The 21,282-nt window shown below is 54.4% G+C and carries 24 protein-coding genes; 3 read left to right on the top strand and 21 right to left on the bottom strand.

Translation table 11 applies throughout. The features are described from left to right. Positions 1-94 precede the first annotated feature (94 nt). From GHH_RS05195 to GHH_RS05145, 11 genes are all read right to left on the bottom strand, one after another. Positions 95-2,029 (bottom strand): stage V sporulation protein D, encoded by a 1,935-nt coding sequence (locus GHH_RS05195; RefSeq protein WP_015374355.1) that lies wholly within the window; start codon positions 2,027-2,029, stop codon positions 95-97. 71 nt (positions 2,030-2,100) lie between these two features. Continuing rightward, a complete protein-coding gene (locus tag GHH_RS05190) occupies positions 2,101-4,311 on the bottom strand; it encodes a penicillin-binding protein (RefSeq protein ID WP_015374354.1) in 2,211 nt (736 codons plus the stop codon). Between the two features lie 6 nt (positions 4,312-4,317). Next, entirely contained in the window at positions 4,318-4,674 is a 357-nt protein-coding gene (ftsL, locus tag GHH_RS05185; RefSeq protein WP_011230612.1) for a cell division protein FtsL, read from the bottom strand. Between the two features lie 95 nt (positions 4,675-4,769). Beyond that, positions 4,770-5,702 (bottom strand): 16S rRNA (cytosine(1402)-N(4))-methyltransferase RsmH, encoded by a 933-nt coding sequence (gene rsmH, locus GHH_RS05180; protein WP_015374353.1) that lies wholly within the window; start codon positions 5,700-5,702, stop codon positions 4,770-4,772. A gap of 278 nt (positions 5,703-5,980) precedes the next feature. Continuing rightward, complete coding sequence (gene bshC / locus GHH_RS05175) at positions 5,981-7,609, bottom strand: bacillithiol biosynthesis cysteine-adding enzyme BshC (protein WP_011230610.1); 1,629 nt, start codon at positions 7,607-7,609, stop codon at positions 5,981-5,983. An 82-nt stretch (positions 7,610-7,691) separates the two neighbouring features. Continuing rightward, the gene (locus tag GHH_RS05170; RefSeq protein WP_011230609.1) at positions 7,692-8,078 is read right to left on the bottom strand and encodes a DUF3397 domain-containing protein; all 387 of its coding nucleotides are present in this window, start codon (positions 8,076-8,078) and stop codon (positions 7,692-7,694) included. Further along, positions 8,071-8,991, bottom strand: a complete 921-nt coding sequence (locus GHH_RS05165) for a 2-dehydropantoate 2-reductase (RefSeq protein WP_014195370.1) — start codon at positions 8,989-8,991, stop codon at positions 8,071-8,073. The genes GHH_RS05170 and GHH_RS05165 overlap by 8 nt, the downstream gene beginning before the upstream one ends. A 69-nt stretch (positions 8,992-9,060) precedes the next feature. Continuing rightward, positions 9,061-9,639 carry an RsfA family transcriptional regulator gene (locus tag GHH_RS05160; protein WP_011230607.1) on the bottom strand — a complete coding sequence of 193 codons (579 nt, stop codon included), beginning with the start codon at positions 9,637-9,639 and terminating at the stop codon, positions 9,061-9,063. A 69-nt stretch (positions 9,640-9,708) separates the two neighbouring features. Next, positions 9,709-10,464 (bottom strand): enoyl-CoA hydratase/isomerase family protein, encoded by a 756-nt coding sequence (locus tag GHH_RS05155; protein ID WP_011230606.1) that lies wholly within the window; start codon positions 10,462-10,464, stop codon positions 9,709-9,711. A gap of 166 nt (positions 10,465-10,630) precedes the next feature. After that, positions 10,631-10,804 (bottom strand): 50S ribosomal protein L32, encoded by a 174-nt coding sequence (rpmF, locus tag GHH_RS05150; RefSeq protein ID WP_011230605.1) that lies wholly within the window; start codon positions 10,802-10,804, stop codon positions 10,631-10,633. A gap of 145 nt (positions 10,805-10,949) precedes the next feature. Beyond that, positions 10,950-11,489, bottom strand: a complete 540-nt coding sequence (locus tag GHH_RS05145; protein WP_011230604.1) for a DUF177 domain-containing protein — start codon at positions 11,487-11,489, stop codon at positions 10,950-10,952. Positions 11,490-11,798: 309 nt separating this feature from the next. Here GHH_RS05145 and GHH_RS05140 point away from each other — a divergent pair, with 309 nt between their 5' ends. Further along, positions 11,799-13,019: a nucleotidyltransferase gene (locus tag GHH_RS05140; RefSeq protein WP_014195366.1), complete on the top strand. Its 1,221-nt coding sequence runs from the start codon at positions 11,799-11,801 to the stop codon at positions 13,017-13,019. On the opposite strand, the gene GHH_RS05135 is transcribed toward GHH_RS05140, so the two are convergent. Together GHH_RS05135 and GHH_RS05130 are read right to left on the bottom strand one after the other, a co-directional pair. Next, entirely contained in the window at positions 12,992-14,011 is a 1,020-nt protein-coding gene (locus GHH_RS05135; RefSeq protein WP_015374352.1) for a SepM family pheromone-processing serine protease, read from the bottom strand. The two genes, GHH_RS05140 and GHH_RS05135, sit on opposite strands and share 28 nt — an antisense overlap. Then, positions 14,008-14,796, bottom strand: coding sequence for a patatin-like phospholipase family protein (locus tag GHH_RS05130; RefSeq protein WP_011230601.1), 789 nt, complete (start codon positions 14,794-14,796; stop codon positions 14,008-14,010). The genes GHH_RS05135 and GHH_RS05130 overlap by 4 nt, the downstream gene beginning before the upstream one ends. A gap of 131 nt (positions 14,797-14,927) precedes the next feature. On the opposite strand from GHH_RS05130, the gene ylbJ reads away from it, so the two are divergent. Continuing rightward, the gene (gene ylbJ, locus GHH_RS05125; protein WP_011230600.1) at positions 14,928-16,163 is read left to right on the top strand and encodes a sporulation integral membrane protein YlbJ; all 1,236 of its coding nucleotides are present in this window, start codon (positions 14,928-14,930) and stop codon (positions 16,161-16,163) included. Between the two features lie 139 nt (positions 16,164-16,302). On the opposite strand, the gene coaD is transcribed toward ylbJ, so the two are convergent. Both coaD and rsmD read right to left on the bottom strand, forming a co-directional pair. Continuing rightward, on the bottom strand, positions 16,303-16,797 hold the full coding sequence (gene coaD, locus GHH_RS05120) for a pantetheine-phosphate adenylyltransferase (RefSeq protein ID WP_011230599.1): 495 nt from the start codon (positions 16,795-16,797) through the stop codon (positions 16,303-16,305). Continuing rightward, the gene (gene rsmD, locus GHH_RS05115) at positions 16,763-17,359 is read right to left on the bottom strand and encodes a 16S rRNA (guanine(966)-N(2))-methyltransferase RsmD (RefSeq protein WP_011230598.1); all 597 of its coding nucleotides are present in this window, start codon (positions 17,357-17,359) and stop codon (positions 16,763-16,765) included. Before rsmD ends, coaD begins: the two co-directional genes overlap by 35 nt. 395 nt (positions 17,360-17,754) lie before the next feature. Between rsmD and GHH_RS05110 the strand changes: the two genes are divergently transcribed. Beyond that, positions 17,755-18,144 (top strand): hypothetical protein, encoded by a 390-nt coding sequence (locus GHH_RS05110; protein WP_011230597.1) that lies wholly within the window; start codon positions 17,755-17,757, stop codon positions 18,142-18,144. A 59-nt stretch (positions 18,145-18,203) separates the two neighbouring features. Here the strand turns inward: GHH_RS05110 and GHH_RS05105 are convergent, their stop codons facing one another. From GHH_RS05105 to GHH_RS05080, 6 genes are all read right to left on the bottom strand, one after another. Then, a complete protein-coding gene (locus GHH_RS05105; protein WP_011230596.1) occupies positions 18,204-18,473 on the bottom strand; it encodes a YlbG family protein in 270 nt (89 codons plus the stop codon). A gap of 16 nt (positions 18,474-18,489) precedes the next feature. Next, complete coding sequence (locus GHH_RS05100; RefSeq protein ID WP_011230595.1) at positions 18,490-18,936, bottom strand: YlbF family regulator; 447 nt, start codon at positions 18,934-18,936, stop codon at positions 18,490-18,492. 140 nt (positions 18,937-19,076) lie between these two features. Then, positions 19,077-19,445, bottom strand: a complete 369-nt coding sequence (locus GHH_RS05095; RefSeq protein ID WP_015374350.1) for a hypothetical protein — start codon at positions 19,443-19,445, stop codon at positions 19,077-19,079. Positions 19,446-19,485: 40 nt separating this feature from the next. Further along, a complete protein-coding gene (locus GHH_RS05090) occupies positions 19,486-19,719 on the bottom strand; it encodes a YlbE-like family protein (protein ID WP_011230593.1) in 234 nt (77 codons plus the stop codon). Positions 19,720-19,731: 12 nt separating this feature from the next. Then, the gene (locus GHH_RS05085; RefSeq protein WP_014195361.1) at positions 19,732-20,115 is read right to left on the bottom strand and encodes a YlbD family protein; all 384 of its coding nucleotides are present in this window, start codon (positions 20,113-20,115) and stop codon (positions 19,732-19,734) included. 80 nt (positions 20,116-20,195) lie between these two features. After that, positions 20,196-21,203, bottom strand: a complete 1,008-nt coding sequence (locus tag GHH_RS05080) for a CAP domain-containing protein (RefSeq protein WP_015374348.1) — start codon at positions 21,201-21,203, stop codon at positions 20,196-20,198. Positions 21,204-21,282 lie beyond the last annotated feature (79 nt).

Here is a 21,282-nt window from a genome sequence, read left to right as displayed (position 1 = left end):
GTCCGCTCCGTTAGGCAGACAGCGGAAAAAGGGGCACAACCAACCCGATGTGTCATCGCATCGGTCGCCCCTTGCACGTTCGTCTTACCGTGTCTTACCGTTCTTCCGCCGCTTCGCGTTTCGCCAAATAAATGCGGACCGTTGAGCCTTCTTTCACTTTCGCCCCTGGCTTCGGGGATTGTTCCACAACGACATCTCCCTCGCCACTAACATCTAATTTTAAGTCAAAAAGCTGCTCTTGCAAATCATTTTTTGTCATTCCGATCAAGTTTGGCACTTCAATGACTTTCGGCTCGTTCCAGTCGCGCTCCTTCTCGAGCTGGTCTTTGCGGGGCTTCACGCCCAACGTGCGCAAACTATCTTCCATAATTTTTCCTACAATCGGGGCAGCGACCGTGCCGCCGAACTGAACCGTTCCTTTCGGGTTGTCGACGGCGACGTACACGACAAGCTTCGGGTCATCTGCCGGAGCGAAGCCGATGAACGAAACGATATGGTTGTTTTGCAAATAGCGGCCGCCTTGCGCCTTTTGCGCCGTTCCCGTTTTGCCGCCGACGCGGTACCCTTCGACATACGCCTTTTTCCCTGTTCCTTGAGCGACGACGCTCTCAAGTGCGTAACGGACTTGTTTCGATGTTTCCTCGGAAATGACGCGCCGTTTCGCTTTTGGCGTGTTGCGGCGGACGATCTCTCCTGTTTCCGGGTCGACCCACTGCTTGGCAATGTACGGAGTGTACAAAATGCCGCCATTGATTGCCGCCGACACGGCAGCGACTTGCTGGATCGGCGTCACCGACACTCCTTGGCCAAACGCCGTCGTTGCCAGTTCCACCGGCCCGACCCGTTTCAAATCAAACAAAATGCCTGTTCCTTCGCCTTGCAAGTCGATGCCCGTTTTCTCACCAAAACCGAATTGCTTAATGTAACGAAACAACGTCTCCTTTCCAAGCCGCTCGCCAAGCTCGACAAACCCCGGGTTGCACGAGTTTTGCACGACTTCCAAAAACGTCTGATCTCCGTGGCCGCCTTTTTTCCAGCAGCGAAGCGTAGCGCCGGCTACTTTGGCGTAGCCCGGGTCAAAGAAATGGTCTTTCAGCAAATTCACCTTATGTTCCTCAAGCGCTGCGGCCAGCGTAATGATTTTAAACGTCGATCCCGGTTCGTACGTGCTCCAAATCGGCAAGTTGCGGTTGTAAATTTCCGGAGGAACGCTCCGGTAATCCGCTGGATTGAACGTCGGCCGGCTCGCCATCGCCAAAATTTCACCGGTGTTCGGGTCCATGGCGATCGCGATGATGCCGTCCGGATTGTATTTCGCCTCCGCGATGTCAAGTTCGCGCTCAATGATCGTCTGAATGCGCGAATCGATCGTCAACACCAAATTCAAGCCGTCAGTCGGCGGCGTATAGTCATCAGCGATATCGGGCATGCGCCGCCCTTTCGCATCGGAATAAAACTGCACGGAGCCGCGCTCGCCCCTCAGTTCCTTGTCATAATACAGCTCCAACCCGGTGAGCCCTTGGTTGTCAATGCCGGTGAAGCCGAGCACGTGCGACAAATAGCTGCCAAACGGATAGTAGCGCTTCGTATCTTCCGCGATATACACCCCATCCAAGTCGAGGGAGCGCACATTCGCCGCTTTTTCATCGGAAATTTTCCGCCCTTCTTTCAGGCGGACGATCGACGTTTTTTGCGTGATTTGTTTATAGATGGATTCGATCGAACCGCCCAGCACCCCGGCCAGCTTTTTCGCCGCCTCTGCCGGGTTTTTGACTTGCCGCGGAATGACATACACCGTCGGCGCGCTCATGTTCGTCGCCAGCGGGACGCCGTTGCGGTCCAAAATTTCGCCTCGCTTCGGCTCAAACGGAATGTTCCGGCCCCATAGCCCTTTCGCCCGTTCCGCTAATAGATCGCCGAGCCAAAATTGGACGTAGCCGAGACGGAGATCGATAATGGCAAAGATCAAAATCCCGATCAAAAACACGATCGTCAACCGCTTGCGCACGGTAACGTACGATACGCGCATATGGCGGAACCTCCTTCATGGTGGGCTCGTTCCACTATATGCTTGTACGCCCCGTTATAGAACGGCAAAAATCATTCATGCGGCTCGGCTTCTTTCCGTAAAGCCGCCTCTTTCTCCTTCTCCGCCGCCTCTTTCTCCCATTGGCGCGGCGGAGCCAATTCAACAATTAAATAATCGCCTTTGCGCACCTCCGATCCCGGACGAATGTTTTGGCTGACGACATAGCCGGTCCCTTTCGTGCTCGGCCGCAAGCCGAGTATATGAGCCACTTTCATAGCGTCGCGCAGCGAGAAGCCGCGCAAATCCGGCATCGTTGCCGCCCCGTCCGTTTTCAACACGACCCGTTCGCCCAAAAGAACGTGATCGCCGCCTTGCGGAAGCTGCTGCTCAACATATTTGCCGCGGCCGATCACGACCGGCACATATCCCTTTTCCTTCAGCTGCTTGGCTGCCGAAGCCGCCGGCTGGCCGATCCATGAATCAAGCGCCTGCGGTTGGGCAGTCTTTGCTTTCATTCGTTTTTCCCCGTTCGGTTCAATATGCAAATATTGCAAACTGCTTTTCATCACCGTCGTAAAAATTTGCGACACCGGCGCCGCTCCGGTTTCAGTCACATCGAGGTGCGGCTGTTGGACCGCGACATACATGAGAAGCTTCGGATCATCCGTCGGCGCCATGCCTAAAAACGAAAAAATGTAGTTTTCCCGTCCGGTCAAATAGCCCCCGGAAGCCGACGGAATTTGCGCCGTCCCCGTTTTGCCGGCGACGCGGTAGCCGTTGATTTGGTACGGACGGCCGGTGCCGTGCTCGGACGTGACGACCGTCTCTAAAATGGCGCGCACTTTGCGCGCGGTTTCCGCCGTAATCGGCTCGCCGACCACGGTCGGCCCATGATCGAGCACGACTTTGCCGCTGTCTGGGTCGACGACTTTCTCGATGACATACGGCTTCATCATTTTCCCATCGTTGGCGATCGCCGTCGCCGCTTGGATTTGCTGGATTGGCGTCACCGATGTCCCTTGGCCGAATCCGGTCGTAATTCGTTCAATCGGGTAGCGATAGCGGATTTGTCCGACCGCTTCGTTCGGCAAATCGATGCCCGTTTTCCGGTCAAAATGGAAACGGTGCAAATATTGCAAAAACCGATCTTCACCAAGCTTTTCTTTCACTAAAATCGAAAAGGCGACGTTTGAAGAGCGCTGCACCCCTTCATTAAACGTGATCGTCCCCCAGCCGACATCGTTATGGTCGCGGATCGTGTTCGGCCCCACTTTGTAGGAACCGGAGCGATACGTTTCGTTGCCGTTATACACTCCTTCGTTGATGGCCGCCGCGAGCGTGAACACTTTCATCGTCGATCCCGGCTCATACGGATAGGAAATGGCGTCATTTAAAAAGTTCGTAATATCACGCTTGTTTGGGTCAAAGCTCGGACGCGTCGCCATCGCCAAAATTTTCCCTGTTTTTGGATCAGCGACGATGGCGATCATTTTTTTCGGCTTGTATTGCTTCTCGACGCTGTTCATCGCATCTTCCAAAAACGATTGAATCTTTCCGTCGATCGTCAAATAGACGTTTGCCCCATTGTCCGGCTTGACAATGCGCTCTTTCCCCCCGGGGAGGCGGAAGCCGTTTATGTCGCCGGCAAACGACACATAGCCGTCTTCTTCACGCAAATACCGGTCAAGCTCTTTTTCCACTCCCATTTTGCCGACCGTTTCGTTGGCTGCATTTTTTTGCGCATAGCCGATGACGTGCGACGCAAACATGCCGTTCGGATAAAACCGGCTCGTGTCGCGGATGAAAGCGATGCCTGGCAAATGGAGCGCTTCGATTTTTCGCTTCAGCTCAAAACTGATGTTGCGGCCGTAGGCCCCAAACTCGACTTGCTTCGCTTTTTTGGTCAAAATGCGTTCCATCGCCTCGACGTCCATGCCAAGCAACGGGGCGAGTTGTTCCGCTGTTTTTTTCGGATCGACCACATGGTGCGGATGATCCGGATCGGTTGTCATCTTCGGATCCAAAATGGCCACAACCGTATACGACGGTACATCTTCAGCCAAAATGGCGCCGTTGCGGTCGAAAATCGTTCCGCGCTTCGCCTTGATCGTCCGCGTTTGTTGATGCTGCCGCTCCGCGATCACAGCCAGCGTTTGGCCGTCCGCTTTGCCGGTCCATTCAAGCTGCACAAAGCGGGCGAACAACAGAGAAAAGAGAAAGCCGAACAGGCAAAACAGGATGAACGCTCCCTGATGGGTGTTGCGATGCTTTCTTGCCTCCATCACCGATCATTCCTGCACAACTTTCACATGGTTTTCGTTGAGCGACAAACCGAGCTCTTTTGCCTTTTGCAAAATGCGTTCGTACGCGCTCAGCCGTTGCACCTCGACATATAGGTCATTGTTCTCCTTTTTCTGCTCGTCAATCGACGCCTCGAGCTTTTGCACCCCTTTGTTCAATTCGTAAATGCGCACTTGGTTCGAGACGATATGAACCGCCGCATAGAAGACAAACAAGAAAAACAACACAAATAGCATCTTTTCAGCCAGCGACAGGCGAAAGCGCTGCTTCCGCCGCGTCTTCGGGCTTGGCGGTGCCGCCGGATGTCGTTGTTCACGCGCGACTTTGACTGCTGCATCGTTCACATTTTTCCCCTCCTGTTTCTCCATGCATTCGTTTTTCGCCGCAATGGGCGGCGCCCGCATTGAAATTGGTTGTGTTTCCCCGCTATTTTCGTCATCTACAGCTTTTCGGCAATGCGGAGTTTGGCCGAACGGGCGCGGTGGTTTCGTTCGAGCTCTTCCTCGGAAGGAACGATCGGTTTTTTTGTAATGATTTTCAGCACGGGGCGGTAGTCGTCGGGGAGAACCGGAAGCCCCGGAGGCAATGGCGGACTTTCGCTCGCCTTTTTAAACGTTTCTTTGCAAATGCGATCTTCAAGCGAATGAAACGTAATGACGCTCACCCGTCCACCGGGTGCAAGCAGTTCGATCGCCTGCTCGAGCGCCTCGCGAAACGCCTCAAGTTCGTCGTTGACCGCGATGCGGAGCGCCTGAAAAATGCGTTTGGCCGGGTGTCCGCCGCTGCGGCGAGCCGGGGCGGGAATCGCCGCCTTGATCACATCAACGAGCTCCCCCGTCGTTTTAATCGGCCTCGTGCGGCGCACTTCCTCGATTTTGCGCGCCACTTGCTTCGAAAACCTCTCTTCGCCGTAACGGAAAAAGATGCGGACGAGCTCCTCGTATGGCCAGCAGTTGACAATCTCCGCCGCCGTCAGCCGCTGCTTGCGGTTCATCCGCATATCAAGCGGCGCATCGTGCTGATAACTGAAGCCGCGCTCGGGTTCGTCAAGCTGCGGTGAAGAAACACCCAAATCAAACAAGACGCCGTCGACGGACTTGACGCCAAGCGCCGAAAGCTCCTCTTGCAAAAACCGGAAGTTCCGGTGCACAAACTGCACTTGCCGGCCGTAGCGGGCGAGCCGTTCGCGCGCATGCATGATGGCGGCTTCGTCTTGGTCAAAGGCAAACAGCTTCCCACGTGCCGACAAACGGGAGAGCAAATATTCGCTATGGCCGCCGCTGCCCAGCGTACAATCGACGTAAATGCCGTCAGGGCGGATGTTCAGCCCATCGACTGCCTCTTTCAGCAACACTGTTGTATGTTGAAACACATGTCCACCACCTTCGTTGCGTAAAGCCACACTCACATCGGCCAGTGGCCGCCTCCTTATTATATCGCAAAGATGGACAAAATTTTAGCTTTTTTTGTAAAAAAACGTCCTTTTTTGTTTCTTTTTGTCGGACGGGCCAATCACAGCCATCCTGGCGGCTTCACCCCTTTACTTTTATTTCCATTTAATGAATGTTGTTTTTTTACAATTCATTTCACAAAAAAGAAAATCCTGCTCAAAGCAGGATGTTTCTTTTCGACTTTTTCTTTGAAAAAGCCTCACATATATACAATTTTATGCATTCCATTGCCAGGACTGCGAATGGCCAAAAGTTTTTCTACAAAATCAAATCCGTAGCGGTTGATGTAATAAAACACGTTCCAAACCCGCTCCTGGAGCGCGCCGTTCGGCCGAAGCGACGTCTCGATGCGCCAAAATTTCCGCCACTCCGTCTCATGTTTGCGCAACAGCGCCCGCTCGAGCGCGTGCTGAAGAAACTCGATTTGCGCCTGAAGGATGGCGGCATTTTTCGCCACCAATCCCTCCAATCCGCGGTCAATCGCCACCCCAAGCTCACGAAGCGGCCGGTGCGCCGCGTCAATGTCCGCCTTCGCTTTGGCAAACGCCGAAGCAAGCGGCGCTTGAGCGGTCGCCTCCCGCCACTCCCGCTTTGCTTCATCGAGCCGCCCAGTCAATACATCAGCCACCTCAAGACCGATATCGGACAGGTCGGTTTGCAGCGAACGGCTGACAATCGTCGCCTGCAGACGCGGCACGACTGGAGGCATTTCTAGGTCGAAAAGCGGGAACGCCTCTTTCAATTCCGCCCAATAAGCGATCTCCCCCGGTCCGGCAACGAAAGCGAGCGTCGGCAGCAAATGCTCTTGCATGAGCGGACGGGTGACGACATTGTTGCTTAAACGGGCCGGATTCGTTTCGGCAAGCTCAAGCAGCTCTTCTCTTGTCCAAACGAGAGTTCCCGCTTTATTGTGAAACAGGCCGCGTTCCTCATCATACTGCAAAAGCGAACGTTCACGGCCGTCGTAATAAAACAAGTTGGCCGCGTCACGACCGATTTCAATCAGCGGCGCATATCCGAGCGTGCGCAACGCCTCTTGCTGAGCGAGCACCGCGGCCGTCACATCGCGATGGCGTTCAATGAGCGCAGCGAAAAAGCGGCGCTCAAGCGGCCGCACCGCCGCATCGCCAGCGTTCAAAACAACTAAACCGTGATCAGCGAACAACCGGAGCACAATGGCGGCAAAAAAGTCGACAAACGTGCGCGCCTCATCAAGACACGATGACAAAAAGAAGAGCAGCTCATTCGTCACGTCCGTTTCCCCATATGTTTTGACGACGCGCTCGATCCACTCTTTCGCAGCCATCCGGTCCAGCAGCACATCGGCGGCCATCCGTTTTTCGTTCGTTTTGTGTGGGTACGCTGCTTTTTTTACTTCTCCTTCCTCAACGACATAGACATGATCGATTTCCGCGATGTCATGATCTTCGCCGGCGATCCAAAACAGCGGCACGACCGGCACGCCCAATTTTCGTTCCTGCTCTTTGGCAAGCTGGATGATGGTGATGATCTTATAAATCGTATACAGCGGCCCAGTCAACAGCCCGGCTTGCTGCCCGCCGACAATGACGACGCTTCGCTCATTGCGCAGTTTCTCAATGTTTGCCATCGTAGCCACACTCGCCGAGAAGCGCCGGTGATAAGCACGCAAATAGTCGGCAAGCCCTTCTCGGTCATAGGTTCTTCCTTGCAAATAGGCCAACCGCCGACAAAACGCTTCATCGTCCGCCTGGGCATAAGCGAAGCCGCTCTCTGCTGGAAACGCGCCGGTTATGTAATCAGCCGCCAATTTCGTCGCTGCTGGCAACGGAATTTCGCGAACTTCCATGGCTAAAAACTCCCTTTCTTATGTATTCTTTCATGAGTATAGCACGTTTATTGCCAAGAGAAAAAAGGCTTGCTCGGCCACACTAAAGGCTCATCGCAACGCGAATGGCCATTCCGTATACAAGCAGCCCGGCATAAAGGGAGGCAAAAATGAGAAAACTCGCCCGCCAAAAGACGCGGAACACCGTCCGCAACCGAAAGTCCGCCTTTTTCCGCCAATAGCCAAGCGCGATCGCCGCGTGCAGACCAAACAAAAAGAGAAGAAGAGGAACGAAGTACGATTTCCCAAACAGCACTGTCAGCAAAAAATAGACAGCGGCGATGAAAAAAACAGTCGCAGCGTTGACCGCGGCGTAAAACGCTGCCCGCCTCCGCCTGCCGACCAAGCGTGCTCCGAAGTAGACGAGCAAAAACAGCAGAAGCGGCGCGGTCACAAACGTCGCCAGCGTTGAAGCGAGCCAATCACCCATCCGTCTCTCTCCCTTCCTTCCCTTTCACCGCGCAAAAGACAAAGCGGACGACCGGCAGCATAGCGCCGCGCGCCTCCCCTTGTTTCAACACATAGCCCAAAATGGCGTCAATCTCCGTCCGGCGCCCGTTCGCCAAGTCCATATACATCGACGAATAGTTGTCCGCTGTTTTTTGGCATATGCGGACGACGCGCTCCCACGCCCGATTGGCGTCTTCAAGCGGCAGCACGTTCCGCACCTCATCAAACAGCTGCCTCATCATATCGCGGTACGGAGCCGTTTCTAGCAGCGCCCCGTTTTTCACTTGCAATAGAGCGGTGAGCGGATTGATGACGGCGTTGACGACAAGCTTGTCCACAAGAATGCGCTCCCAATCATCGGCCCATTCGATCGGAAAGCCGCGCTCCCCTTCCCGAAGCTCCCGGGCGTCGCCAAGTGAACCGTAGCGGGAAGCAAGTGTCAGCTTTCCGGCGCCCGTATGCGCCACCGTCCGGTCATCTAGCTTCATTGCGCCATGCTCCACGACGCCGACGAGGACATTTTTGTCGGCAAACATCGTCAACTGCTCGAGATGTCCCATGCCGTTTTGCAAAAAAACGAGCGTGCGAACGCGGCGAAACGCGTCGATTTGCGCACAGACGGAAGCGAGATCGTACTGTTTGACGGTCACAAACACGAGCGGCTCGTCCAGCTCCGCTCCAGCAAACGGCTGCGCGCGCACCGCCACGACCGATGTCTCGCCATCTTTTTTTAGCGCCACACCATGCTCGGCAAGCTGCCTTGCTTGGGACGGACGCCTCGTATAGACCGTCACCCCATGGCGCCGCCCAAGATAAGCGGCGAGCAGCAATCCGACTGCTCCGCCGCCGACAATCCCAATGTTCAATCCTTCTCCCCCGCTTTCTTGCAACATGGCGTTAGCCTTATTTTAGCAGAGATCTTCTTCTTCCGTTAAGAAAAAAAGCCGGCGAAAAGCCAGCCTTTACCCTTCGTCGACGCCTTCAGCCACTGCATTCGGCGCCGGTTTCCCGCTGTCTGTCACCATTTTGCGCGCCCGCTCCATAATGGAAAGCAGCGTTTTATACTCCTCCTGGATCGCAGCTAGTTGTTTTTGCAGCGATTCTTTTTCCATTTGCAACTTCGTTACCATTTGCTGCAGCTGCTCCATATCGTTTTTGAGCGCCCGGTTTTCATCGGCCGTCCGTCGAGCGTCGCGCGCCTTTTGCTCCTCAGCTTGCAAAAAGGCCAGCACTTCCGCCCATGACAAATGGCTTTTGACTGCCGCTTCCACCTTCTCCTGCCCCTCGCTTTCCTTTGTTGATGGGGTTTCTTTTTTTCGCATCTTCCGTTCTTGCTTGGCTTGCTCGATCTCCTCCTTGTACTGCTTGCGAACGCACGAATTCCAGCGAAATCCGCACGCTGCCGCCGTCCGCGACAAGCGCCGCCCGACTTCGGCAAACGCCTCCAGCTGGGTGCCGCCTTCGCGAATATACTGAAGCACAACATTCGCCAACAACTCATCCTCTTCTTTCGTCCATGCATCTTGACGTACTCCCGTCATCCCCTTCCCCCCTTATCGCCGCTTTGTCATTATATGTATGCGGCTAGTAGAAACGGTAGAAGGAAAAAATTACTTCTTACACAAAAAAGGACGCAATGCCTGTTCATGTTCAGCCGACCCCCACAGCTCGGCGCAACGGGCGATCTCGGCGAAAAACCGCTCTCGAAACCAAGCTGTTCGCCATTTTTCGCCGGCTGCGGCCTTATATGCCTGCAAGACGGAAAGCGACCGCTCCGCATAAGGCGCCAGCCGTTCACGCCATTGTTCGCGCCAATGTTCGGCTGGCAGGATGGCGTCAACCCAACCGCACGCTTCCATCGCCTCCGCCGTCATCGGCTCGGCGCGCAGCAATAAGTCAAGCGCCCGCCCGTACGGAAGTTTGGCAAACAGCATCGACGCTCCTCCCCAGCCGGTTGTAATGCCAAGCCGGCCTTGCACAAATCCGATCCGGCTTCCTTCTTTGGCAAAGCGAAAATCGCAAGCGGTCGCCAGCTCGCAGCCGCCCCCCATCGCTGTTCCGTTGACAAGGGCGGCCGTCGGCTTCGGAAACGTCAGCAGCCTGTACAGCAGCTCTCCCATGCGCATGAGCATCTGTCTTGCCTCCGTGCCGCGCAAATGCCCAAACTCGCTCAAATCGCCGCCGGAGCAAAACGCCTCGCTGCCGGCGCCGGTAATGGCGAACACTTTCACCTGTGGATCAGCCGCCGCCTGTTCCATCGCCTCCTCAAGCGCCCCCATCACGGCAAAATTGATCGCATTCCGTTTCTCTGGACGGCAAATCGTAAACAGTGCAATGCCGTCATGATGCTCCAACATTGCTTCCATCAGCACGTCTCTCCTTTCTTCATCACATCAATGAATTGGGCGCGTTCTCTTCAATTTCCTGCCTCACGACGAAAAAAACTGCCGCCTAGACGAACAGCGTTGATTTTTTGCAGACAATCAAAAAGGCTGTCCTCTTTTCGGACAGCCTGTCGTTCGATGTCGGCCATTATTTGTTGACGACATCTCTTCCTTTGTATGTTCCGCATGCTTTGCAGACGCGGTGCGCCAATTTCCATTCGCCGCAGTTCGGGCATTGCACCATGCCTGGCACTTGCAGTTTAAAGTGCGTGCGGCGCAGCCGTTTTCTCGTTTTCGATGTTCTTCTAAAAGGTACTGCCATCATTCCCACCTCCTTGTCGGGCGCATTTTGGCATATCCATGCCGGCGAATCAGTCAACCTCGAGGCCGCCGTCCGCCGGCACACAAGGCGGCTGCCGGACGGTGCGCAATATTCGGCGCCATCGGCCGGCAACGCCGACTCACGATCATTCCTCTCGTTTTTCCTCGAAAAACTTGGCCAGCCCTGCAAGGCGAGGATCTACTTTCTTTTCCCGCTCTTGCATCGCTTTCTCCCATTCTTCTTCCGACAGAACGTCCCATCCTTCCCCATGTTGCGGCGCTCCGCCGGCAACCGGTCCTTCGGCGATCAGCTGCAACGGGATTTCAAGCAAAATCAACTCGCGGATGATGGGATTCAAATCAATCGTGTCCCCCGCCACCATATGGGTGTCCTCATCGGTCTTCACGATGCCGCTGCCATCCGCAAAAAACGTCTCCGTCGTCTGAATGGAAAACGGATACGTCACATCGACAAGCGTCCGCGAACAAGGCAACACCATCGTTCCGGACAACGTCAAATGAAACGTGAATTTTGTCGACCCGACATCCGCTTTTCCTCGGACGTGCACCGGCGAAATATCGCGGATCAACGTGTCAATTTGTTTTAAATCGGACACATCGACCGTCTCATCAATCGCCATTTCCTTATGTTGAAAACGGCGAAGCTGTTGGACCGTCCATTTCATATCATCACCTCAAGGCAACGAATAAAATTATACGTTTCGTTTCTAGTTTTGTCAATGTTTTTTCTTTACAACCACTCATTCCTTGGGAAAAGAACGGCATACTCCCATCATTTCCAAATGCCATTTTGAACATGCACGGTCGGCGCGCGGACATCGGAAAACGGTCGACCGCTTCGTTTCTTTTGCTGTCCTCACCGCATGTTGCCGTTGATCTTCGCCGCTTTCTATTCCATACTAAGTTCAGATAGAATAGACAGCCATTTCGTTGCGGCCAAGCCGCGCGAATCGCCATGAAAGGAGCGAAAAAAGGTGAAAGCCGTCGGCGTGATCGTGGAATACAACCCGTTTCACAACGGTCATTTCCACCATTTGAACGAAACGAGACAAAAGACAGATGCGGACTGTTTGATCGCCGTCATGAGCGGAAACTTCTTGCAGCGCGGTGAGCCGGCCATCGTCTCCAAATGGGCGCGGGCAAAAATGGCGCTCGCCGCCGGCGTAGATGTGGTCATCGAGCTGCCGTACGCCTTCGCTGTGCAAGCGGCTGAACAGTTCGCACATGGGGCGGTGCAGCTGCTTGCGGCGATCGGCTGCCAAGAGCTTTGCTTTGGCAGCGAATCGGGGGAAATTTCCGCTTTTTTATCCGCGGCCAAAACATGGCTTGAACAGAAGGAAACGTTCGATTCCCTCATCCGCACCGGGCTGGCGCGCGGACAAAGCTTTCCGAAAGCCGCCGCTGAAGCGTGGCAAAAGTTCGGCGCCGCTCCGCTTGATTTGTCCAAGCCAAACAACGTGCTTGGTTTTGCGTATGTGAAAGCCATTTGGCAAAACAAGCTGGCGATGATGCCGCGCACGATTCCGCGGCTGGCCGCCGGCTATCATGACGAATCATTTTCCCACCCGTCGATTGCGAGCGCCACCAGCCTGCGGAAAACATTGCGACAAACCGGTCGTCTCGAGTCGATCGCGGCGTACGTTCCGCCCGCTGCGCTCGAACAACTCCGCCAATATCGGGAGACATACGGGCGCTTTCACGATTGGGAAGTGTATTTTCCGCTCCTAAAATATCGGCTGTTGACCGCCACAGAGGCCGACTTGCGCCGCATCGCCGGCGTGGAGGAAGGGATCGAACACCGGCTGAAGCAACACATCGCCCACGCCGAAACGTTTGCCGCCTTCATTGCCGCCGTCAAAACGAAGCGATACACCTGGACAAGGCTGCAACGCCTATGTGCGCATGTGTTGACGAATTTCACAAAGGAGGAGCAAGCCAAAGCGGCCAACCCGACCTATATCCGGCTGCTCGGCATGAGTGAAGCCGGCCGCCGCTACTTAAAGCAGGTGAAAAAAAGCGCTGCGCTCCCGCTCGTCGCCAGAGCATCCAAACTCAACGGCGACTCTCTTTATGAGCAAGAAAAAAGAGCGGCAGCTGTGTACGCCGCCGCTTTTCCGGAGCCGCTCTACAGCGCCGCGCTGAAAGAAGAATACGCCACGGCGCCGATTTACGTTTCCGGCATCGAACGCAAATAACGAACTGCCTCGTCGAACGTATCGACCGGGACGATTTTCATATGCGTCCCGATTTTTTTCGCCGTCCGCACCGCCTCGCGATAGTTCGACGTCGGCGCACCATGTTCGTTCGGGGCGAAAAACACCTCGGCTCCTTCGCGGTCAGCGGCCACGACTTTTTGCGAAACACCGCCGATCGGCCCGACGTTTCCGTCAAGATCAATCGTTCCGGTGCCAGCGATTTTATGACCTTTTGTAATATCTTCATCGACAAGTTGGTTGTAAATTTCAAGTGAAAACATGAGCCCAGCCGACGGTCCGCCGATTTGTTCCGACTCCACGTCAACCGGCGGGTCGGTGCGGACGTCATAATCGGTCATGAGTGTCACCCCAAGGCCGACTTGGTTCGGGTGCTGTCGAAACGGCTTCAGCTCGAGCTCTGTTTCCTGCCGCTTCCGGCCGCGAATGAATGCGACGCGGACGCGATCACCCGCTTGTTTTCCGAGAATGTAGTTGACCATCTGCTCCGATGTGCCGAGCGGCTTTCCGTCGATCGCGACGATGCGATCGCCGGTCTCTAGACGGCCGGCGGCCGGCATATCAGGGAGGACGCTCATGACATAAACGCCATGAGGTTCATACGACACCGGCTTTCCGGCGTGGCGATAAGCGACGACGATCGCCGCTTCCTTCGACTGTTCCATGAGCTCAAGCTGGCGCATCGTATATTCCTTGTCGCTCTCCCCTTCCTGCTTGATTTCCTCGACCGGATGAAGCTCATAAAAAGGGCGGATATGGGCAAACAAATACGCTATCACATTCGCCCGCCCCATCCGCACCGTCGTAAGCATAAACGTTCCCTTATCGCGGTCGCCGTTTTCCACGTGAACGAGCGGCTTTAAACTTTGCGCGCTTCCCGGCATCGTCACATAATACGGCAGCTTCATAAAAATAAGCAGAAAGGTGAGGGCGGCGCCAAAGAAAAACAGGGCAATATACGTCCGTTTTTTCATTCGTGTGATGGCTCCTTCCACTGTTCGATCGCTTGACGGATCGCTCCCACTTGCTTCCGCGCCTCCTCTTCCCCGCGAGCGATGATTTCCTCAATATCCTTGAACGCCCGCGAGCTATACTGTTCGACTCGCGGCCGGATCATAACGTCTGAGGCGAGCTGACGGTGAGCTACCAGTTCCGCTTGCAAAATATCGAGACTCTGCCAAATGACATCGGCGATCGACGCAATTTCCGCCTTTGTGTTGAGCGGAGAGACATCGACGGCGATGACAATATCCGCTCCCATCGCTCGGACGACCGACACTGGCACCCGGTCAACGACGCCGCCGTCGACAAGCAGTCTGCCATTCACCTCCGCCGGCACAAAAATGCCAGGAATCGAGATGCTCGCCCGCACCGCCTGGGCTGCTTCCCCTTGCCGAAACACGACTTTCTCCCCTGTCTGCAAATCAGCGGCGACAACAGCCACAGGCGGGGACATCTCCTCGATTCGTTTCCCTTTCGTCAACAAGCGAATAAACTGCGTGATGCGCTCGCCAGCGATCAGTCCCATTTTCGGCACCGTCCAGTCAAGAAAATCGTTGCGTCGAAACGATTGAGCCAACCGATAGAGACGATGGAGGCCATGGCCGCTTGCGTAAAGGACGGCGACGAGCGCGCCGATGCTGCTGCCGGCCAAATAGGAAATCGGAATATGCTCCTCCTCGAGCACTTTCAATACCCCAAGATGGGCGAACCCGCGCGCTCCTCCCGACCCGAGCGCCAATCCGACTTTTGGCGGCACGCCTCCTCCCCCCTTTGTCGCAGCGCTATCCGCTTTCATCTTATGGTCTAAAACGCCCCCCTATGCTCGTATATTAGGTTATATGAGGTTGTACTACAAGAAACCGCACGGCAAAAAAAGGGGGGGGAAAAGTGAAACAAAATTGGGGGGCGAAATGGAAAACCGTATTGCTCGCTTCCGCCGCCACCTTGTTTGCGTTTTCGCTCATTTGCTATCCAAAACAGTCGCTTGAAGCGTCCATTCGCGGTTTAAATATGTGGTGGGAGGTCGTCTTTCCATCGCTTTTGCCGTTTTTTATCGTCTCGGAGCTGCTCATCAGCTTCGGCGTCGTCAGCTTCCTTGGCGTCTTGCTCGAGCCGCTCATGCGCCCGTTGTTTCGCGTCCCGGGCGTCGGCGGATTCGCCTGGGCCATGGGAATGGCGTCCGGCTACCCGTCTGGAGCCAAGCTGACCGCCCGCCTGTACCAGGAAAAACAGCTGACGACGATTGAAGCCGAACGGCTCTCGTCGTTCACCAATTCATCCAACCCACTTTTTATTTTTGGAGCTGTATCAGCGGGATTTTTCAACAACCCGCAACTCGGCCTTGTGCTGGCCGTTTCCCACTATTTAGGAAACATTAGCGTTGGGCTGATCATGCGCTTTCACGGCATCCGAAAAGAACGGAGGCAATCGAAGCGGCAGCCACGCTCATTTTCGCTCCCGTATGCGCTGCGCACACTGCACCGCACGCGACTGAAAAACGAACAGCCGCTTGGCAAACTTCTTGGCGACGCCGTGCGCTCTTCTGTCCAAACACTGTTAATGATCGGCGGTTTTATTATTCTCTTTTCGGTTATGAATAAACTTCTGTATATGATGCATTTGACCGAACAGCTTGCCCCATTGCTGCGCCATCTGCTCCGCCTTGCCCAGCTGCCGGAGCAGCTTGACATCCCAGTGTTTTCCGGCTTGTTTGAAATTACACTCGGCAGCCAAATGATCAGTCAGACCGATGAGGCGATGCTGATGGAAAAAGCAGTGGCAACAAGCTTCGTCCTCGCTTTTGGCGGTTTTTCCGTCCAAGCGCAAGTCGCCAGCATTCTCGCCGAAGCGAACATCCGCTTTCAGCCGTTTTTCATCGCGCGCTTGCTGCACGGAGTGTTTGCCGCTTCCTTTACATACTTGCTTTGGAAACCGTTGTACATCAAAACAGCCGGCGGGATGCCGACCCACATCCCAGCGTTTCTTCACGCCGCAAAAGACAGCGCTTGGAATGAAGGCTGGCGGTTGCTGCAGCAATACGGGCCGCTCCTGACACTGTTGTTCCTTTGCCTTTATATATGGCTCGTCATCAAGGCGGTCAGTAAATCGCGCGGGCGCTCATAAGACGCTTGAGCGCCCAGCTTTTTGGCAGCAAAAAGCCATCGGGGCGGTTCGCGTCGTCTCAGCCGTGAGCCGCCCTTGACGGCAAAACCGGGCCGGCGCCGACTGCAATGTTCGCTTAAGCGGCTTTCATAAGGAAGCGTCAATCAGCGGCCGTGGACGCAAATTTCCGCTTCAGCGCCTGCTCAACAACCGGGGGCACGAGCTCGGAAATATCGCCGTTGTATTTCGCCACTTCTTTGACGATGCTCGAGCTTAAAAACGCATACTGGCTGTTCGTCATCATAAAAAACGTTTCAATGTTTTCATCAAGAACGCGGTTCATCGACGTAATTTGCATTTCGTATTCGAAATCGGACACAGCGCGCAAGCCGCGCAAAATGGCATTCGCTTTTTTGCTGCGGGCGTAATCAACAAGCAGGCCGTGAAACGCTTCGACATGGACGTTCGGAAGCGTCCGCGTCACCTCACGAAGCAGCTCGATCCGCTCCTCGACAGTAAACAGCGGCTTTTTCGACGAGTTGTTCAACACCGCCACATACACTTGATCAAACACTTTCGCCCCTCGTTTAATAATATCCAAATGCCCGTACGTCACAGGGTCAAAGCTCCCGGGGCAAACCGCAATGCTCGCCATCGCTTCCATCCCCTTCCCATCTATAAATCGTCACACCGGTGATACCGTATGTTTCCCGCTTCCATCGTGTCAGGCCGCCGACCTCCTCCGGCAGCTCCGCCTCCGCCGAGTGTTCAGCGACGACGACGCCGTGCGGTTCCAGCAACTGACGCCCGGCGATCGACGACAGCAACGTCGGCCACTGTTTCTCTTTGTACGGCGGATCAAGGAAAATAACCGCAAAGCGGAGGCCGCGCTTCGCTACCGCCTTCAGCGCCCGCTCGGCGTCGTTGCAGTAAATTTCCGCCCGCTTCTCAAGCCCGCAGGCCGCCACGTTTTTTCGGACCGTCTGCACCGCTTTCCTGTCTTGATCGACGAAAATGACGCGCTCGATTCCTCGGCTGAGCGCCTCGATGCCCAAGCCGCCGCTGCCAGCAAACAAATCAAGACCGTTGCCGCCTGAGAAATATGGCCCGATCATATTAAAGATCGCTTCTTTGACTTTATCGGTCGTCGGCCGCGTCGACATCCCTGGAACCGCTTGCAGACGCCGTCCTTTGCATGTCCCGGAAATGACTCTCATCGCCTTCACCCAATTCACCGTTTCAAGGTGGCCTTGTCATCCATTTGATTCGTTGTTTTCATGGTAATCTTACCATAAAGTTGATGATCGTCAAACTACGGAATTTTTTCGCCATTCATGTATAGAAATCGGCAAACGGTCCATAATGAGTAATGGCAACACGCTTCGTGCGTTGTTGCCAGTGACGGAGAAGACTTACGTTTCCCCATAAGTTCTTCCTCCGGTTTCTCCTCTCCCTTTTCTTTATTCTTTCCGATCCTTGTTCCGCCCTGCGCGGAGGCAAGGAACTGGAAAGGGCCTTGCGGGTTCATTTCCGCAAGGTTTTTTTTGATTGCAATTCGCGAGGATGGCCGGTAAAGTTAAGGGTGGACGATGCTTGCAAGGGGGAACGATTCATGATCCAACGATTTATCGAACTTGGCGAAGGATATTCCGATATATATGAGCTGATTGCATTGGCGAAGGCCAACCGCCATCGTTTGTCCGGATTCTTTGTCTTTCATACGGTGAAAAAAGGCCAGGCGGTCGTCTCCTTGGCCGTTGTCCTTCATCCGACGGATCCCGGCGATTTCCAACCACTTTACATTTGCCGTGAAGGCATTCCCGATCCGTCCGTCAAGCCAAACAAACGGTACGAACTATTTATGGAAACCGCAAAGGAGCTGGGCATGGACGTCATTCACCTTGATGTTAAGCCATCGACGATGTTCGCTGAACCCGATTTATATTACCAACATTTGATCGGCATTATGCGGATGAATCGCTTCATCCCGCCGCTGCAGTAAACAAAGAAACAGCGGGTCGAAAAGCCGGTGCCGGCTTTTTTTCGACCCGCTGTTTTCCTTCATCCAAGCGGATACGGGGAGTCTTTTTCCTTCTCCCCTTTCGATTCAAATTCCAGTTTTAAAAATGGGCGGTACGACGGCTCGACCCGCTTGACGAACGGAAGCGAGGCGAGCTTTTTCATTACATGGTCGACTTGCTCCATATCACAATACAGAACAGCATACTTCAACCGTTTGGAAATGTAATGAATGTTGCCGAACTTGCGCAACTGTTTCCCATATTTCAGCGAATGAAGCCAAACGATAATCCCTTGCCGTTTTGGAAACATAGTCCCTTCCCCTTTTTTATGTGCGGCAGCCGCAGCTTCCGCCCGCCCCGCAGCCACCGGAACAGCCCGCCGACAAAAAGTACGGATTTCCGGTCGGCACTTTCACATGTTCGGACACCGCTTTGCCGATCAGCACGCTGATCTCATCAAGCAACTCTTGCATCGCCTTCTCCGCCTCCTTAAAGGCGGCGACCGTCTCATGCAAATCGAGCTCCCGCTTCGCTTCGCGCACTTCTTTCATCACGTCGCGGTAATCAGGATGGTATTTTCCGAAGCGCTGCACTTCTTCGTAGCGCTCCTTCAGCTTGACAAAGCGAGCGATCAGCTGCTGGGCGCGGCGGTCTTGCTTCAGCCGCCAAAAGGCGCGGCGGTATTCGTCCGCCACGTCCGACTCGACAATCATTTTGGCCAACGCTTCTGCTTTATCTAAAATCTCGATGCGCTCGAGAGTCGCAATCTTCACCAAATGGCACCTCCATTATCCATCATACCATGAACGAAAAGAAAATGAAAAGGAAAGAGATAGCAAAGAAGCAAACAAAAAAGGCGATCCAGACTGTGCCGAATCGCCTCTGTTCGCCTTTTAAACGATCGTCGTCATCTCTATCGGATGGCGACGTCAAATTCGTGCGTCATGCCGGTTGCTTTCCCATCATTGTAGACGAGCTCAAGACGGATGGTATGTTTCCCGCTCGGCAAACCGCGCACGATAAAGGCGGCCGTGTATACTTCCGTCATTTTTTGCCCGTTGACATAGACATTAATGTGTCCGCCGCCGCTCCCTTTGCGGAACGGAAAGTGGACGGCAACACATTCAATGAATACGTCGCTTCCTTTCACTTCATGCTTCACCTGAAGCGGACCGCCCACTGCTTCGGCGTGAGCGGAGGACGACGGCGCCGGCTCAAAGAAGGCATACGCCGCAAGCAATATGACAGCCGCAAACCATGCAAACCACTTTGGCAAAGACATCACTCCCTTTCGAAACTAGTCTTTGCCATTGGCCGCCCGATTAGTCGCGCATGGCTTTAAACATTTGCCACATAAGCGACGCCATTTGCAACGATTGGGAGATTCTTTCCACTTTGTCAGGGATCGTCAGCTCATAGTGGCGCAAGGCGGCCAATTGGAACGTCGACAGTTCATGCGGACGGCGGGCAAGGAGCCGGTACCAGCGCGGCTGTTCGCGCAAAAACGCGCGCAACATCGGTGTTCCTTGTACATATTGCCATACATCTTTCCTCATCGCCACCACCCTTTAATCTTTGCGGAACGAAAACGGATGCGCTTCTTTGTTTCTTTGTTCTTGACCGGCCCCTTGAAATTCGGAAAGAATGCTTTGGATCGCCGCGATCGCCTGCTGGACGTTCGCCAAATGTTTTTGCACATCGGCTGCATCGATCTGTCCAAGCATAGACGCGAGCTTATCGAGCCATTTGTTCGTTCCTTTTTCCTCCTCTTTTGCCGCACCGTTTGTTTCCCGATACGGCTCCCATATGTCATCGTCTTCCCCGAACAAATACCAATCCTCATACACTTGTTTCCACGTCTTTTTGCCACTGCGCACCTCTTGGATGATTTTTGGATGTTTTTTCACAAACTGTTTAAACTGTTCAACGGAAGGATGCAGAGGCTTGACCATGGCGGTTCTCATCCCTTTCGTCCACTCATGCCTATCTGCCATATCATATCGCATCCAACAAAGAGAGGTGCGCCCAATTTTTAGAGCGGCGTAAAGAAGTTTTGCGTATAGTAATCGGCGTAGACGCCAACGCCCAAGCGGGTGAACTCTTCGTTCAACATAATTTTCCGATGGTTTTGGCTGTTCAGCCATCCGATGGTCGCCTCAACGCCATCGACTTGATGGGCGGCGATATTTTCCCCGGCAAGCTGGAACGGAATGTGAAGCGCGCCAAGCCGCCTCGATAAATCGCCATACTGCGGCGACTCGTGGGAGAAAAACTGGTGATCATGCATATCTCGGCTATGTTTTTCCGCAGCGGCAGCGGCCTTGTCATCCCACATGAGAGAGGAAAGCCCATGGCGACGGCGGATCAAATTCGTCCAGTCAAAAATTTGCTTCGCGTTGGCCGCATCAACAGCCTGTCGCTTTTCTTCCGACAGCGGCGCGGCCGCCGGCAGGCTGCCGCGGTAAACGAGCTCGTACGGCCGCAACTTGACGAACGTTTCTGCATCCATCAGGCGGATCGCCGCCACCTCGCCGGTAAAGCGGTCAACATACAGCTGAGCGTAGACGCTGCCAACTTTGACAACCGGCCTTGATGAGTAATCTTGTTCAGACAGCTCAAACCGGTATGTCCCGTTGCCTAGCTTAATCTCAATGTTCGATAGCACCGGCATCGTTTGAAAAATCGTCTGCAACCGCTGGCCGACCGCAAACGGTTCAACGTTCACCTTCTCTCCGCCGACAAGGGCGGTGACGACGCGACCGCGCAAGATGCCAATCTGCACGTACGACTCGGGTCGACGGCTGTACACCCACCAGTCATATCCGTAAGCTGACGGGTCGATTCGGTCTGGAGCGCCAAGCCGTTTTTTCGCCTCTTGCGCCGATTGCCCGATCAACGCAACGATGCCGGCCGTCGCCTTCGGCTCTTTCAACATGTATCGATTCGTCTCTGGCTGCTCCGGGGGGCTCGGGGGCGGCGGACTCGGCACAAAATAATACAATCCAATCAAGAAAAACAAAAAAAGGAAAAACCATTTCACACGGCAACTCCCGCTTTCTGCGCAATCTCCTTATTGCCATTATAGCCGTTTTTTAGAGGCAAAAAAAAGAGGACACCCA

Source organism: Geobacillus sp. GHH01, from assembly GCF_000336445.1.
Classification (GTDB): domain Bacteria; phylum Bacillota; class Bacilli; order Bacillales; family Anoxybacillaceae; genus Geobacillus; species Geobacillus zalihae.
The sequence above is the reverse complement of the archived record's forward strand: the minus strand, read 5'-3'. Positions and strand labels throughout refer to the sequence as shown.